Consider the following 16,392-nt stretch of genomic DNA (forward strand, 5'->3'; position numbering starts at 1 on the left):
AACCTGCGACCCAACCAAATAGTTGAGTTGCAGGCATATCTGCAAAGGAACTTTTAATCGACTCGGTTGATGACTTCCACTTTGTCTTTCCAATATTGCATGAGGCAGAACGAAACGATCAGTGAAGCAGCGGTAGACTCGAATAGCAATCCGATACAATATTGCTGGATGGTGAGGTCGCCTCCGCCGAAAATAAAGTTTTCCGCGAGGTTTTTAAGATAAGGCTCTCCTCCCTGGATGTAGATATAAGTGAGTAAACTGGCGATGCTCAACACGGCTCCGATCATTGAGGTGATGATTGCCGAGACGAGATTCGTATTGTAGCCTCTTATGCCGTCTTTGTAATTCGCCCGGATGGTGCGGTTGACGCCGAACACTACGAAAAGTATGTTCAGGATCCTGAGGAAAAACACATCGGAAACGCCCAAAAGCTCGAGGATGATAAAGTAAATCCCGATTCCGATGAAGATCAGGAATCCGTTCGTAAGTTCTCTGCTAAATTTCATGGTTATGGTTTTTTTAGTGGTTCCGGATACGAAAAAATCCGGATTGAGTTAGACAAAAGTTGTGATGGTGTCTCTCAAATTTAACTAAAAAATTACGATATAATTAGCACGAAAATGACTTTAAGATAATTTTATACGCGATTTTCATCGGACGACAATCACCGCAGCGGCTTCCAGTTCCCGTCGTAAAGCAATACCCATTCGTTGTGCCAAAAATAGTTCCAGCGCGCCTTGGCCAGGTCGGTTTCCGGATCTACGAGCTGATGGTATCCGGAATTGTTGACGGCCACTTTTCCGATGGCGAAAACACTTACATCTTTGCCCTTAGCGGTGTATTCATTTTTTATGCGATGGGCCATCTGCCAGATTCCGTCCGGCTTTGTCGTCGCAAAATGCTGTTGCTTTTCGCTGAGCTTGTGGAGCGAATAATAATTGGTTTCACCAGATTTGCGATCGACGACCTTAAATTGGGCAAATCCATTGCGCTGTCGCAACATCATCCGCCAACTCAGGCGATGGCCTTCCTCCGTCCATAAAACATCGCCTTTGATCGCAAAATGCCGGAGCGGCAACAGTATCTGTAACATGAAATACGGCAAGAACACATATAATAACAGCGATCGTTGTTCAGGCAAGGCAACGCTCGTATCGGCAACCGGTTTTTTCCTGAGGAAAATTCGCCTTATGGTATCCGGAGGATAGAAAAACACGATGAAACTCAGTGCGAAAAATGGGAATATCCCAATTTGCAACACGATCGAATTGAAAATGTGGAACACGATCGAACAAACAAAAGCTGCCGTACGCGTCCGTTTCCATAAAAAAAGTGGAATGACCAAAAAATCGAAAACCATCCCTGACCATGCGATAAACAAATGGAACCAATGTTGGGCGAACAGGTCTTCGGCAAACGGCAGGTGATTTGTTCCTCCGAGCAACAATTCGATGAACGTGCCGTTGACCCAATCGGGCGTGAGTTTTGAAACCGTCGCGAAGAAGTAGACGATCGCCATCTGCAAAATCATCGCCCACGAGCACCATTGCGGCATCGTCAGCCGTTTGATGGCAGGATTGAGCCTTGCGTCGATCGAAGCGTATCGGTGGGCAGGCAGGCACAACATGATCAGGCAGACCAGCAACAACAAATAATAATGGTTGTTGTACGATTCCTTCTGCATAAAATAAACGCCGGCCCATAAAATGGAATAAAGCGACAGTGCGATCCGGTAACGAAAGCCGGCCATGACGAAAAGGCCCAAGATTCCCATGGTGGCGAAATAAAAATACATGCCGTTGCCAGGAAGCGGTTGCAGCCATTCGAGCCCGATATGGGAAAACGTGAATTCGGTCTCAATGAACATCGATTTGACCCAGCCGGTCAGGATCGCACCTATGGATTCGGCGAACAACAAAAAGCCAAAAAATATCCGGAAAACCACTAAAGGCGCGTTGTCTATCGGACGGAAAAGTTTTTGGGCAAACGTCATAGCTGGTTGAAATAGTCGAGGGTTGCGTGTTTGTCTTTTTCGATTTCGGATTTGAGGATTTCCAGCGACGCAAATTTCTCTTCATCCCTTATCCGATGTAAAATTTCAACCTTGATTTCCTTTCCGTAGAGGTCGCCCGAAAAATCGAGGTAATTTACTTCTACGGACAAATCCTGTCCGCCGACAGTAGGATTCGTACCAATATTCATCATTCCTTTGACTTCTACGCCGTCAATAACGCTCCTTACGACATAGACGCCTTGTTTCGGAATCAGTTTATACGAATCGGACAAGTCGAGGTTGGCGGTAGGAAAACCGATCGTGCGCCCGAGTTGGCGACCTTTGACGACGGTGGCCGTCAGGAAATAATCGTATCCGAGGTAATCGTTGGCCAAGCGCATGTTTCCTTGGGCCAATGCCTCGCGTATCTTGGTCGAGCTTACCGAAACTTCGTCTATTTCCTGGGCCGATATCTGCTCGACATCGAAACCGTAAACCGAACCGAATTCGCGTAAATCGTCAATCGTCGCGGTTCGGTTGCGGCCAAATCTATGGTCGTGGCCGATGATTATTTTTTTGATCCCGAAGCGATCCACGAGAACCGTTTTTACGAATTCTTCCGCTGTAAGCCTTGAAAATGCCTTGTCGAACGGGTGAATCACCAGATTTTCGAGGCCCGCGTCTTCAAGTAACTGCGCCTTTTCGTCTATCGTATTGAGCAACCTGATATCGGAATCCGATTGCAATACCGTGCGTGGATGCGGGAAAAACGTCAGTATCACGCTCTCGCAAGCTTCTTCGTTGGCAATCTGGACAAGCCTGTCGATGATTTTACGGTGGCCTATGTGGACGCCGTCGAAAGTACCCAGGGTAAGGACGGTCTTGCCAGAAGAAGAAAAATCCTGTATGGAATTGAAGATTTTCAAAAGCGGTCGTTTCTGCAAATGTAACGGGAGTTTGAATCGCAAGCAAAAACCAACCGCCATTTTCCGAAATAAATTGAGGTATCGCGAACCATCGTTTCAAAAACGATTCAAAAAGAGGAAGTTAACGTTTGGTAAGTCAAATAAAATGTTATTTTTGTTAGAATACCATAACTATGAAAAAATGAAGAAAACATTACTTTTTTTAGCTTTGGCGGTAACGGTTGGGCAATTGAGCGCCCAAAAGTCGTCATGGACAAAGGTTCCGGCCAGCAAAGCGGACGGGCGTTCGCTCATCAGGCCGGTAGCTGAAGGCGAAGAACAAAATCTATATCAGATCGATATAAGCGCGCTGAGGCAGTCGCTCCAGAACGTCTCCAGCCGATTTTCATCGAACGAAGGCGTCGTGGTCCTTATCCCAAATATGGATGGAGCACTCGAGCGTTACCGCGTATGGGAAAATTCCAATTTCGCTCCGGAACTCCAGGCGCGATTCCCTGAAATACGGGCGTACGTCGGCAAAGGGATTACAGATAAATCTGCCACACTTCACTTTAGCGTCGGCCCGAAAGGCATCCAGACGATGGTCATGAGAGCCAATCGCGGAACCGAATTTATCGAACCTTACACTACAGACCGGAATACTTATGTGATTTTCGATTCAAAGACACGACGTCCCGGGAAACTTCCGTTGGTTTGTACCACCGAGGATGTTGCGATCACAGATGAATTCTCGCGCAACAACCAAACGGCTTTGGCCAACACCGGCGTTTTGAAAACCATGCGTCTCGCTTTGTCGTGTACGGGCGAATACGCCCAGTATCACGGAGGCAGCGCGGGCGCAATCGAAGCTATGAATGCAACGATGACACGTTGTAACGGCGTTTTTGAGAACGATTTTGCGATCCACCTGAATCTCATCGCGAACAACGACGTGCTGGTGTTCACGAACCCGGCGAACGATCCGTATTCTCCAGCGACCGGTATCGACAACTGGAACCTCGAGCTTCAGGAATACCTGACCGCTACGATAGGTGAGGCGAATTATGACATCGGACACTTGTTCGGTGCAACCGGAGGCGGCGGAAATGCCGGCTGTATCGGATGCGTTTGCGTCAGCCCGGTCGGAACGGGTGATCTGGCAACTGCCAAAGGATCCGGGATTACCTCGCCTGCCAATGGAATTCCGGAAGGCGACACGTTCGATATCGACTACGTTGCCCACGAAATGGGGCATCAGTTTGGGGCGAACCACACGTTCTCTGTAGGTCTCGAAGGTGCCGGTGTGAATATTGAGCCTGGCAGCGGATCTACAATTATGGGTTATGCCGGAATCACCGGAAGTACTGACGTACAATCAAATTCTGACGATTATTTCGCTTACCGCAGCATTCTACAGGTGCAAACCAATATGGCTTCGAAGACGTGCCCTGTCAATACGACGTTGACAAACGGAGCACCTACCGTCGATGCAGGTGCCGACTACACGATTCCGAAAGGAACGGCGTTTAAACTCAGCGGTTCTGCTACAGATGCTACAAACGAAGGATTGACCTATTGCTGGGAGCAAAACGACAATGCTAATTTCCAGAGCGACGGCGCCGACAGCTTTGCATTTCCAACTAAGCTGACAGGGCCTAATTTTCGCTCGTTGCCACCTGTCGATACACCCGTTCGCTACATGCCGGCCTTTTCCAGTGTCCTTAACGGATACCTGAGCACGACATGGGAGTCGGTCAGTACGGTGGCCAGGACATCGAACTTTACACTTACCGTTCGTGACAATGTCGCAGGCGGCGGACAAACCAATACCGATGCCATGGTCGTTACGGTAAACGCAACTGCCGGTCCTTTCACGGTAACTTCTCCTGCAGTCAACCAAAGCCTGGTTCAGAGCGCGCCTTTTACCTTGACTTGGAACGTCGCGGGAACAACGGCAGCGCCGGTAAATACGGCGAACGTGAACATTTTGTTTTCATCGGACATGGGTGCGACCTGGACAACGATCGCAGCGAATACGCCAAACGATGGTACGGAAGCCATTACGATACCTAACGTCTCGGCTCCATTTTGCCGATTCATGGTGGAATCGGTCGGAAACATCTTCTACGCGGTTTCTCCTAATTTCGCTATCGGATATACACTTTCTTCGGAATGTACGACTTACTCCAGCACGGGAGCACTCACGATTCCGGACGGCGTCGGCGCTGAAACGCCTGGTCCAGTCGGAACCAATACGATTGTCGTGCCTGCGGGAGATGGCGTCATCAATGATCTTAACGTGTCGTTGAACGTGGCACATACCTATCCGAATGACCTCGTGCTTGGCGTTACGCATCCTGATGGAACGCTTTCAAAAGTATGGAACCGCGCCTGTGCAGGAAACAACGATTTTAACGTTACGCTCAGCGACGGAAGCCCGGCATTTACTTGTGCTGCGGGAATGACCGGAACTTTCAGCCCGTCATCTCCTTTATACGTATACAATGGCAAGCCGCAGGCCGGAACATGGACGTTATCTGCTACTGATTTTTACGTAGGGGATACCGGAAGCGTGAATTCCTGGTCGCTGATCATTTGCCGCACTGTGCCGCAATTGTCAACCGGAGATTTCGGGTTGTCCGACTTTGCGATTTACCCGAATCCGAACAACGGAAACTTCACAGTGCAATTCACGCCGAAGGGATCGAGCGACGTATCGGTTTACGTGCATGATATCAGAGGCAGGAAAGTTTTCGAAAACAAATACGGGAACAGCGGCTTCTTTGCCCAGAACATCCAACTCAACCAGGTGCAATCAGGAGTTTATCTCGTGACCGTACAGGAAGGGGATCACAAAGAAGTTCGGAAAATATCCATAAAGTAATCGCAACATCAAATTTAAAGGCCATCCGTAACGGGTGGCTTTTTTTATTGAAAACAAACCGTATCTCAAGATCTAATGTGCTGATATGTTAAACCACGCAGTCAACGACTTATATTATTTCGATTCTAAATAAAAAACCAATACATTTGGGAAAATTTAAACTATAATGAAAAAAACGTTACTCTTTTTAGCGTTGGCACTTTCAGCCGGAACCGTTTCGGCTCAGAAAGGATCGCCTTGGCAAAAGGCTGGTGCGGACAAACTAACCGGTCGACAGGCGATTCGTTCAGGTGCTCTTGCCGATACCCAGCGCCTTTACACAATTAACCAAACACAACTACAAGAAACACTTTCTGGAGCTGCAGACAGATTTTCCGGAAGCGCAGGAGTCCAAATCTCCGTTCCGAATGCAAAAGGACAGATCGAGCAGTTTCTGGTTTGGGAAAACTCCAACTTCGCACCTGAGTTGCAGGCGCAATATCCTGAAATCCGTTCTTATATAGGTAAAAGTTTGACCGATGCGGGAGCAACGTTGAACATGAGCGTTTCGCCGAGAGGTGTAAAAACGATGGTTTTGCGTGCCGGTCAATCGGCGGAATTCATCGAGCCTTACACAACCGACCGCTCGGTTTATCTGGTTATAGACGCTCAGTCAAGAACTAAAGGAACTCTTCCTTGGACTTGCGGAACTGAAGATGTCGCCGTGAGCCAGGATGTCAACAGATCAGTGACGGCAGCACTTTCGAACAACCAATCGTTCAAGACTATGCGTCTCGCCTTGTCGTGTACAGGGGAATACGCCCAGTATCACGGTGGCGCGGCCGGCGCTTTGGCTGCGATGAATGAGACGATGGCTCGTGTCAACGGGATCATGGAGAAAGATTTGTCAATCCGTATGAACATCATCGCCAACAATAACCTTGTCATTTTTACAAATCCGGCAACAGACCCGTATTCGGATGCTGAGGAAGGTGTCGGTGGTATCGGTAACCCTCCGAGCCCGGCATTGTGGAATGACGAATTGCAGTCTACGCTGACCAACATCATCGGAAATGCGAATTACGACATCGGTCACCTTTTCGGTGCAAGCGGTGGAGGAGGAAACGCAGGTTGTATCGGATGCGTCTGCGAAACTGGCAAGGGTCGCGGATTTACGTCTCCTGCAGACGAAGTCCCTGAAGGCGATGCGTTCGACGTAGATTATGTCGCTCACGAAATCGGTCACCAATTGGGCGGTAACCACACCCATTCGTTCACGACTGAAAATAATTCGGTAAATGTGGAGCCTGGAAGCGGTTCTTCTATCATGGCATATGCCGGATTAGCCGGTACCGCAAATGTTCAGTTGAATTCTGACGCTTACTTTACTTATAGAAGTATTCTTCAGATCCAAAACAACATGGCCAATAAAACATGTCCGGTGAGTGTATCGACCAATAACACACCACCGACAGTAAACGCCGGACCAAACTACACCATTCCTAAAGGAACACCGTTTGTACTTAAGGGATCGGCTACCGATGCTGAAGGAGATGCCTTGACTTATACGTGGGAGCAGAACGACGATGCAAACGTCTCAGGCGACGAAACGACAGCGTTCAACAACTCGTTTGTTTCGCCTACCAAAACCAATGGGCCTAACTTCCGTACTGTGATGCCTACAACGTCCCCGAATCGTTACATGCCGAACTTCCAAACCGTTTTGGGCGGTTCAACGGCCAATGCATGGGAAACAGTTTCCAATGTGGCGCGTACGTTGACTTTTACCTTGACGGCCCGCGATAACCACATCGCACCGAACCAGTATCAACAAACGAATACAGATGAGACGGTTCTTACCGTAAATGCGACTGCCGGTCCTTTCCGCGTGACGTATCCGAACGTTACAAATGAATCCTGGATTCAGGGAACATCCAAGACGATTACATGGGATGTTGCAGGGACAACAGCTAACGGCATCAATACGTCTGCGGTAAACATTCTTATTTCGTATGATGCGGGTGCGACATTCGTTCCGCTTGTGTCGAATACGCCAAACGACGGAACAGAAGCCATTACGGTTCCGGCCACTGCGGCTCCATACTGCCGGATCATGGTTGAAGCCGTCGGGAACATTTTCTATGCAGTATCACCTTCATTCGCTATCGGATATACCCTTACTACAACTACGACTTGTAACACATATACGTCTAACCAGGCAACACCTATCGCGGGTGCAAATCCACCAACTTGGTCGGTACAAGGTGTCGTAAACGTTCCGGCAGGTCAGAATGTTACCATTTCGGATGTAAACGTAGGCGTGAATATTACACACCCGAGAATAAATGACCTTTACGTAGGAATCCATCCACCGGGTCCACTTACGGTTGCCGGGATCCGAATCCTTTATCAGCAAGGTTGCTCCCAGTTCTTTACCGGAGGCGGAATGAACACTACATTTGATGATCAGGGATCTGCGTTTACATGTACGGGTATCCAAACTGGAAATACCACAATTGCTCCTTTGAACGCCTTGAGTATCTTTAACGGAACGCAATCGGCAGGCGATTGGAGATTGGTAGTTGCCGACCTTACGTTGCCTAACAGTGGTACATTCAATGGTTTCTCTGTAAACATTTGTTCTACGACCACGACAGCTGTATTGTCCACTGATAATTTCGAGTTGGCAGATTTCAGCCTGTATCCGAACCCGAATAATGGAACATTCAACGTGAAATTCACGCCAAACGGAACGAACGATATCAACATCAACGTTCACGACATCCAGGGAAGAACCATCTTCACGAAGAAGTTTGACGCTGCCGGTATCTTCGAAGAAAATCTTCAGTTGCCATCTGTTCAGTCAGGCGTTTATCTCGTGACGGTTCAAAACGGTGCCAGCAAAACCACGAAGAGAATTGTAGTAGAGTAATCTTCTTACAAATAAATACAATAAGGGAGGCGTTTCGTCTCCCTTTTTTTGTTTACGTCGATTGTTCCGGTCACTGGTCGATTAAATAATCGCGGTCGTATTATTTTAAATAGTTTTGACCCAGATAAGCGGCTATGAATAAACTCTTTACTCTTTTAGGCCTTTTTTGCATCGTGACCCTTTCGGCTCAGCGCCACTGCGGCTCTGGCGAAAAGATTGCCCAGTTGGAGCAGGATGCGAATTTCAAGGCACGCCATCAGGCCAACAAAGCGCTTCTCAGCGACGCGAGGTCTCACAGTAAAAATTCGGTGACCAACACGCCGAACAGCATCACTACGATAAAGGTCGTATTTCACGTCCTGTACAAAAACGATGTCCAGAACATTACCGACGAACAAATCAATTCGCAATTGGCTTCGATGAATGCTGATTTCAGGCGGATGAATACTGATTTCGCGACCGTTGTTCCCCAAGCTTTCCAGTGCCATGCCTCCGATATGGAAATCTGTTTCGTCAAGGCGACGGTCGATCCCAACGGACAGCCCGCTACAGGAATAACACGAAAATTGGTTGCTCCCGGCTTCGATCTGGAAACGCAATATTACACGGACGCCGGTCAACCCGCCTGGGACACTTCGCGATACCTGAACATCTGGATCGGCAGATTCCAGACATTCGGCTACCTTGGATTCGGAACACCTCCTGCTGCCGCTGGCCAACCTTACGACGGCTTGTGCATATCATATAAAACGGTCGGTTGCGATGGTTCGGCCATACCGCCTTTTAACAAAGGACGCACGATCGTGCACGAATTGGGTCACTATTTTGGACTGTCGCATCCGTGGGGAGAAGATGGATCGGCTTGCGGTGACATGACGAATGACGATCACGTCGGGGATATTCCATCGATAAACGATCCGCATTTTGGAAATCCGACCTATCCCGAAAACAGCAATATGTGCCAACCCGATGAAAATGGCGCGATGTTCATGAACTTCATGGATTACGTTAATGATGAAGCCATGGCATTCTTCACCGACGACCAAAAGGCCATTGTGCAGGCCACGCTTTCCACGGCACGCATGTCTCTTTTGGGGACGAAGGATCTTGCTGTAGAAAAGGGAATTTCGATTTATCCGAATCCCGCCGACAAATTCGTGGCGTTGCGCTCTCAATCTGCCTCGCTTGGATATATAGAAATTTACACCGCCAACGGGCAGTTGCTGAAGACCGTCGTGACAGATCAAAAAGAAAATACGATCGGTCTCGAAAATTTCACTCAGGGTGTTTACCTGTTACGCATCTACGGGATTGACGGCGCCCTTCTCAAGTCCGACAAACTTGTCAAAAAATAAAACTCTCTAATTACAGAGGGTTTTCTTAGCTAACTTTTAGGGTAATCAGTTGCCGATTTTGATCGAATCGGTAAAGGTTTTATTGCTGTATCGTGAAACGAACGTGTAGTTTCCGTACCCGACGTTTGCAAAATGGAACATTTTGATCACGCTCACATTTGCCGGTAATGTGGTTTGAAACACTTCGGCTCCGCTTTCGTCGTAAATCGCGATTTTTACCGGTGTTTGTTCGATGTTGATGATGCTCATCGCCACACGCTCATTGGTCTTTTTTACAAGGACCGGTTTCTTGACTTCGGCTTTGACCGCTTCTCCAATTTTCGCCGTATTTTCGTCGACGGTAATTTCGTAACGGGCGATTTTTTTAGCAGATTCGGCTTCGGGCACGTAGGTTCCTGATTGAAACTGCGTCAGGTCGTACGTTCTGGAGATGCGTCGTCGGACTTGATTTTTTCGCGAAACAAAAGATCTTCGCTATGACTATAGAGCGACAAGACTACATTTTGGGCATCTAATACCGAAAAGCTGACATTTCTGCCCGACGCGTTTTTGATGCGAAGTGAAAAGTCTGAAGCGTTTGCGAACGCGGAAAATGCCATCCGAACAACATCGCCTGACCAAACCGAATTTCATTACAAGTTCCATAATGCTTGAATTTAAGTTGAACTTCTGATGATGTAAAATTACCGATGTCGAGGGCGTGACGTTAGCATCGGATTTTCATATTTATATGCGAGTTGGTTTACGTGAACGGAGGTTCGGGCAAGCGCCAAATCGGCAGCCACGTTTCGTATTATAGCGATGGGGATCTGATTCTCATCGGCAGCAATCTTCCGCACTGTGGTTTTACCGATTAGTTACTTCAACAAAACTTTCCGGGAGCTGACGGGCAAAAGCGCTTCGGAATATCGCAGGCAATACCGATCCGTGATCAATTGATTTTCCAGAATCTCGTTTCTTTTTTGAACGGGCATGAATAATAAGTTAATTTTGGAAAAAAAGTGAATGAACGGGCAAATCTGGCGAAGTTTGTCGGGTTGGGAACTTTGACCGTTTTATGAAGTCCGGAAAATCGAACGGTCGAAACAACGAACAAGTCGCATTTGCGCATGAAAGGCAATTATGGGAATCGTAAAGCAAGCACTATATATAATATCGGGTCCAGGCTTTTTGCCGATGTTCAAAAAACAGACGATTTTCCCGTATTATCATATTGTCCGTGACGATGCGGTGCCACATATCGAAAATCTTTATCCGTATAAAAACACGGCTCAGTTTTTAGCCGATGTGAAGATTCTTTTGGAAAATTACCGTCCGCTGGAACCGTCGCGTCTTTTATCGGGCAAACTGCCGGACAACCATTTCCTGCTGACGTTCGACGACGGTTTGCACGAAGTGTACTCCGTAATCTATCCTATCCTCAAAGACAACGGTATCAGCGCTGTGTTCTTCGTCAACCCTGATTTTGTCGACAATCAGGCGGGCTTGTACAAACATTCCATCAGCGCCATTATTTCGCGACTTAAGGAAACGGGTTTTGAAAAGTCTGTGTTGGATCGCATCGGCGCCATTTTTTCGTTTACCTATACATCGGTAGAAGATTTTAAGCGAAAATTCATCGGTATCCAATTTTCCGAAAGGGAAAAGATCGCGCAAGTGCTTTCGCTGATGGACATGGACATGGATAAGTATTTGAAGCAGCACACGCCTTATATCACAAAAGACCAGATACGCCAAATGATGGCGGACGGATTCTATTTTGGCGGCCACACCATGTCGCATCCGCCGTTGCAACAGTTGACGCACGATGAACAGAAAAGCGAAATCATTAACTCTGTTGAGTGGCTCAGAAGTAATTTCGGGATCGAATATTCGTTTTTTGCGTTTCCTTTTTCGGATAAAGCGATTTCGGGGAAGTTGTTGCGCGAATTATTGGAATACGATCCCGATATCGTGCTGTTCGGGAACTCGGGTCTGAAAAAAGACATTTCCAGCCGAATCATCCAACGGTTTTCGCTGGAACATCCCGCCAAAGCGACACGCAAACAAATCGTCATGGAAAACCTCTACAAATACTTTAATAAGATCATTTGAAAGTACAACATCAGCAGATCATGATTGAGATTAAGAAAATAAAGAAAGTGGATGTTCCCGGCTTGTTGCACGACAGGGAATTCTGGACGCAGTCGTTCCTGGCGATTAGCAAACACCGTTTGTCGGCTCATTACAAGAACCCGCATCTCCAGGACGACGACATCGTGCTGCTGCTTGCTTATTTGAACAATGAGTTGGTTGGATATATGGGCTTGTTCGTCGACAAGGTAAACATCGGTCAACGCCAAATGAAAATCGGATGGCTCTCGACCTGGTGGGTTCATCCCAAGACGAAGGGCACGGGCATAGGACGTGCGATATTGAATACGATGTACGAAGCCAACGATGGTTTTATCGGGATCTCCCAGTTCACGCCGAGTGCAAAAAGAGTGTACGACAGTTCAGGATATTTTACCACGCTCAAGAACAATCACGGGCTGAAGGCGGTGCTGCGCAGCAATCTTACGTTCGTGCTTCCCGCTCTGTTCCCGAAACTGAAAAAAATGTCGGGACTTTTTAACGCCGTCGACCGCCTTGCCAATGTGTTCATCAACCTCAGGCTCGAACTCCAGCGAAAGATGATGGCGTCGCGTTTGAAGAAAAATCTTGTGATTGAATACCAGAGCGCGATCGACTCCGAAGTTCGCGAGTTGATCGACCGAACCGGCAAAAATGACCTTTCCGACAAAAGTGACGAATTTTTCGAGTGGCTTAAAGCTTACAATTGGGTTCAGGCGGCGCCTCTACTTGATTTTACAAAAAAAGAGCGGTACGAATTTTCAATTTACGATAAGGATTTTGGTTTTTCGTATCTCAAGATTATTCAGGACGGAAAGTGCGTCGGTTTTCTGGTTCTCCAAAGGCGAAACTATGTGCTAAAAGTACTCTTCACGTATTTTGACGCTGTCGACGGTCATGACGCGTTGATCTCCGATGTGATCAAACTCCACGCAATCTCCCAAGACGTAAGGGAAATCATTTGTTATGACGAACGTATTTGCGCCGAATTTAAGAAGTCATATGTGTTCCTTTATACGACCAAAAAAGTGAAACATTCGATTATCTCAAAAGCTTTCGGTACATCCGGCTTTGAGTCGACAAGGATGAATTTCGGAGATGGCGATTGTTCGTTTGCATAGTCGATTTGCTGGGAAGAATTTTGAGTTATTCGATATGCGATTTGCGGATTACTTGCCGTTGAATCCGCTCATGGTGTGTTCCAGGCCCGCTGTCCCGAAAGATTTGATGATTTCTACCGAAATTTCGAGTCGCTCGGGCAACTTCGCTTCTTCTTCCGGCGACCATTCGCCGAGCACGTAATCGACCTGTTGGCCTTTCTTGAACTCGTCGGAAATCCCGAACCGGAAGCGCGTGTAATTTTGGGTATTCAAAACCTGGTTGATGTTCTTAAGCCCATTATGGCCGCCGTCGCTTCCTTTTGGTTTGATGCGGATCGTGCCAAACGGAAGGTTAAGGTCATCCGTTATGACGAGAACGTTTTCAATTGGAATGTTTTCTTTTTGCATCCAGTGTTGGACGGCTTTCCCGCTGAGGTTCATGTAAGTGTTGGGCTTCAGCAATACGAACTTTCGGCCTTTGAAGCTGTATTCCGCAACCGATCCCAGTTTGACGGTCTCGAATGACAAACCTTCTTTCCTGGCCAAAAAATCAAGGACTTTAAATCCTATATTGTGACGTGTGTTGACGTAATCGGCGCCGATGTTGCCGAGACCGGCGATTAAAAATTTCTTCATTGGATCAAAATCGTCTTTTGGTTTGGAAAATAGTCTCGAAAGAAAGTTCATGTCGCAAAAATAGGAAGTCGAAGGGCGAAAGGCAAAGATCGCGGCCAATTTCATTCACATAATTGATTTGGGGATCGCGAAGTTAATAGCCCGGATGCAAGCGGCTAGCCTTTTGAAGAAAACGCCTTGATTTTGCCCGGTTTGGCAAAGCGCCCAGCGGAAGCTATTGCCAAACTGGGCAAAAACTGGCGGTTTTGAGAAAGCTGGAAGCGGGCCAGCCGGAATGGCTTCAAAAAGAAAATCAGAAATTTCTGATAGCAAAAAAAGCCGCCACCACCCACCCGTAAAAATATCGGAATCCAACCTCCAACCCATACAGAAAAAACGTAAAAAATCTTAATTCTTCAAACTGTCCCAACCCGATCACGCCCCGCCAAACACGTCCATAAAAAAAGCCCCGTCTTTCAACGAGGCTTATTGGGTTCGGAAGAAAGCCTAAAGCATATTGCCTAACGCTTACAGCCGGTTTGATTACTTTTTCTTTCCTTTTGCAGGAGCTTTTGCAGCTTTTGCCGCTTCCTGGGCCGCTTTCATAGCCGCACGAGAGATACGTACTTGAGCAACGACAGTGTTGTCAGGGTGCATCAATTTGTATTTGTCAGAAACGAGTTTCGTAACGTACAATTTGTTACCCATTTGAAGTTCCGAAATGTCAGCGTTCACGAAATCAGGAAGATCGGCAGGAAGCGCCTTCACTTTCAATTTACGTGTATTCAAACGCAAAACTCCACCACCAAGTACACCTGGAGACGTTCCTGTAATTTTCACAGGCACTTCCATCGTGATTTCTTTCTTCTCGTTCAACTGGAAGAAGTCGATGTGAAGGATTTTATCCGACGTTGGGTGAAACTGGATATCCTGAAGGATAGCGTTGATTGATTTCCCGCCAAGTTCGAGCACGACAGTGTGCGCGTTAGGAGTGTAAACCAGGTTTTTGAAAGATTTCTCTTCTGCAGAGAAGTGAACTGGTTTGTCGCCGCCGTAAACTACGCACGGAACCATTCCAGCATCACGTAGCGACTTAGTCGAAGACTTGCCTACGTTTTCTCTTTCTGATCCATTAATCGTAATCGATTTCATTGTATAAGAATTATGTTAAAAAAATTAAATTACAAATTTACTGCTGATGGATTTGTTCTCCTGTACCATTTTCATGACATCGGCAAACAAATCGGCACAGCTTACCACCTTGATTTTAGGCGACTGTTTTTTTAGCGGAATCGAATCGGTGACGATCAATTCCGTCAATTGCGACTGTTCGATCTTTTCGTAAGCCGATCCCGAAAGGATGGCATGCGTACAGATCGCGCGGACGCTGAGCGCTCCTTTTTCGATCATCAGGTCGGCCGCTTTTGCGAGCGTTCCGCCGGTGTCGATCATATCATCTACCAAGATCACATTGCGACCTTTGACTTCCCCGATGAGTTCCATCGATTCGATGATGTTCGCAGCCTTTCGTTGTTTATAGCAAATCACAACATCCGATTCCAAAAACTTCGAATACGCATAGGCCCTTTTCGATCCGCCCATATCAGGCGAAGCTATCGTCAGGTTCTCCAAGTTCAGGCTTCTTACATAAGGCAAGAAGATTGTCGAGGCGAACAAATGATCAACAGGTTTTTCGAAAAATCCCTGGATCTGGTCGGCGTGTAAATCCATCGTCATGATGCGTGTGGCTCCGGCGGTTTCGAGCAACTTGGCTACGAGTTTTGCGCCTATCGGGACACGCGGCTTGTCTTTCCTGTCCTGGCGTGCCCATCCGAAATAAGGAATGACAGCCGTGATGTGACGGGCAGAGGCGCGTTTGGCGGCATCGATCATGAGCAACAGCTCCATCAGATTGTCCGAACTTGGGAAAGTCGAACAAACCAAAAAGACCCTGATCCCGCGGATCGATTCTTCAAAAGACGGCTGGAATTCGCCATCGCTATATTCAGAGAACGTTACTTTACCCAGCTGAGCGCCATATGATGCGGCGATTTTCTCGGCAAGGTAGGTGCTTTGCGTACACGCGAAAATTTTGGCTTCCGGTTCGTGATGCGACATCGTTATGTGTTGTTAAGTAGTTAGTTGTGTGCTCGTTTTGTAAACGAGGTGCAAATTTAGAAATTAAATCTGATGAAAAACGAATAAAATCGCGTAAATTTTGTTTGCAGATAAAGATTTATTTATACATTTGCAGCCACGAAACGGTTATACCAGATCAAATGCCCGGGTGGCGGAATTGGTAGACGCGCTGGTCTCAAACACCTGTGGGAAACCGTGCCGGTTCGAGCCCGGCCCCGGGTACAAAACCTCCTTTTTGGGAGGTTTTTTTATTTGGTGCGGGCTCAAACCTTTTTAGGTTGCCGGCCAAAACCTCCTTTTTGGGAGGTTTTTTTATTTGGCGCCGGCTCAAACCTATTTAGGTTGCCGGCCCCGGGTACAAAACCTCCTTTTTGGGAG

12 protein-coding genes, 1 tRNA gene and 1 pseudogene are annotated in these 16,392 nt (G+C 47.3%); 7 read left to right on the plus strand and 7 right to left on the minus strand.

Annotation, left to right across the window (positions count from 1 at the left end):
* Nucleotides 1–53: 53 nt before the first annotated feature.
* The 3 genes from HC229_RS04735 to HC229_RS04745 form a co-directional block, all read right to left on the minus strand.
* Entirely contained in the window at nucleotides 54–506 is a 453-nt protein-coding gene (locus HC229_RS04735; protein ID WP_191019314.1) for a hypothetical protein, read from the minus strand.
* Between the two features lie 158 nt (nucleotides 507–664).
* Entirely contained in the window at nucleotides 665–1,993 is a 1,329-nt protein-coding gene (locus HC229_RS04740; protein ID WP_191019315.1) for an HTTM domain-containing protein, read from the minus strand.
* A complete protein-coding gene (locus tag HC229_RS04745) occupies nucleotides 1,990–2,919 on the minus strand; it encodes a bifunctional riboflavin kinase/FAD synthetase (protein WP_191019316.1) in 930 nt (309 codons plus the stop codon). Before HC229_RS04745 ends, HC229_RS04740 begins: the two co-directional genes overlap by 4 nt.
* A 181-nt stretch (nucleotides 2,920–3,100) precedes the next feature.
* Here HC229_RS04745 and HC229_RS04750 point away from each other — a divergent pair, with 181 nt between their 5' ends.
* The 3 genes from HC229_RS04750 (at nucleotide 3,101) to HC229_RS04760 (ending at nucleotide 10,048) form a co-directional block, all read left to right on the plus strand.
* Nucleotides 3,101–5,782: a zinc-dependent metalloprotease gene (locus HC229_RS04750; RefSeq protein WP_191019317.1), complete on the plus strand. Its 2,682-nt coding sequence runs from the start codon at nucleotides 3,101–3,103 to the stop codon at nucleotides 5,780–5,782.
* Nucleotides 5,783–5,948: 166 nt separating this feature from the next.
* Nucleotides 5,949–8,693 (plus strand): zinc-dependent metalloprotease, encoded by a 2,745-nt coding sequence (locus HC229_RS04755; RefSeq protein WP_191019318.1) that lies wholly within the window; start codon nucleotides 5,949–5,951, stop codon nucleotides 8,691–8,693.
* Nucleotides 8,694–8,827: 134 nt separating this feature from the next.
* On the plus strand, nucleotides 8,828–10,048 hold the full coding sequence (locus tag HC229_RS04760) for a zinc-dependent metalloprotease (protein WP_191019319.1): 1,221 nt from the start codon (nucleotides 8,828–8,830) through the stop codon (nucleotides 10,046–10,048).
* 45 nt (nucleotides 10,049–10,093) lie between these two features.
* On the opposite strand, the gene HC229_RS04765 is transcribed toward HC229_RS04760, so the two are convergent.
* A complete protein-coding gene (locus HC229_RS04765) occupies nucleotides 10,094–10,435 on the minus strand; it encodes a hypothetical protein (RefSeq protein WP_191019320.1) in 342 nt (113 codons plus the stop codon).
* Nucleotides 10,436–10,782: 347 nt separating this feature from the next.
* Here HC229_RS04765 and HC229_RS16590 point away from each other — a divergent pair.
* The 3 genes and pseudogenes from HC229_RS16590 to HC229_RS04775 form a co-directional block, all read left to right on the plus strand.
* Nucleotides 10,783–10,902 (plus strand): annotated as a pseudogene (locus HC229_RS16590) (AraC family transcriptional regulator); the annotation flags it as partial.
* 322 nt (nucleotides 10,903–11,224) lie between these two features.
* Nucleotides 11,225–12,142 carry a polysaccharide deacetylase family protein gene (locus HC229_RS04770; RefSeq protein WP_191019321.1) on the plus strand — a complete coding sequence of 306 codons (918 nt, stop codon included), beginning with the start codon at nucleotides 11,225–11,227 and terminating at the stop codon, nucleotides 12,140–12,142.
* The gene (locus tag HC229_RS04775) at nucleotides 12,139–13,281 is read left to right on the plus strand and encodes a GNAT family N-acetyltransferase (protein WP_191019322.1); all 1,143 of its coding nucleotides are present in this window, start codon (nucleotides 12,139–12,141) and stop codon (nucleotides 13,279–13,281) included. The genes HC229_RS04770 and HC229_RS04775 overlap by 4 nt, the downstream gene beginning before the upstream one ends.
* Nucleotides 13,282–13,329: 48 nt before the next feature.
* Here the strand turns inward: HC229_RS04775 and pth are convergent, their stop codons facing one another.
* The 3 genes from pth to HC229_RS04790 all read right to left on the minus strand — a co-directional run bounded on the left by pth (nucleotide 13,330) and on the right by HC229_RS04790 (nucleotide 15,993).
* Nucleotides 13,330–13,896 (minus strand): aminoacyl-tRNA hydrolase, encoded by a 567-nt coding sequence (gene pth / locus HC229_RS04780; RefSeq protein WP_223845522.1) that lies wholly within the window; start codon nucleotides 13,894–13,896, stop codon nucleotides 13,330–13,332.
* A 522-nt stretch (nucleotides 13,897–14,418) separates the two neighbouring features.
* Entirely contained in the window at nucleotides 14,419–15,027 is a 609-nt protein-coding gene (locus HC229_RS04785; protein ID WP_191019323.1) for a 50S ribosomal protein L25/general stress protein Ctc, read from the minus strand.
* A gap of 24 nt (nucleotides 15,028–15,051) precedes the next feature.
* Nucleotides 15,052–15,993 carry a ribose-phosphate pyrophosphokinase gene (locus tag HC229_RS04790; protein WP_191019324.1) on the minus strand — a complete coding sequence of 314 codons (942 nt, stop codon included), beginning with the start codon at nucleotides 15,991–15,993 and terminating at the stop codon, nucleotides 15,052–15,054.
* 163 nt (nucleotides 15,994–16,156) lie between these two features.
* Here HC229_RS04790 and HC229_RS04795 point away from each other — a divergent pair.
* Nucleotides 16,157–16,236, plus strand: a tRNA-Leu gene (locus HC229_RS04795).
* The last annotated feature ends 156 nt before the right edge of the window (nucleotides 16,237–16,392 follow it).

It is taken from the genome of Flavobacterium selenitireducens, from assembly GCF_014748335.1.
Lineage (GTDB): Bacteria > Bacteroidota > Bacteroidia > Flavobacteriales > Flavobacteriaceae > Flavobacterium > Flavobacterium selenitireducens.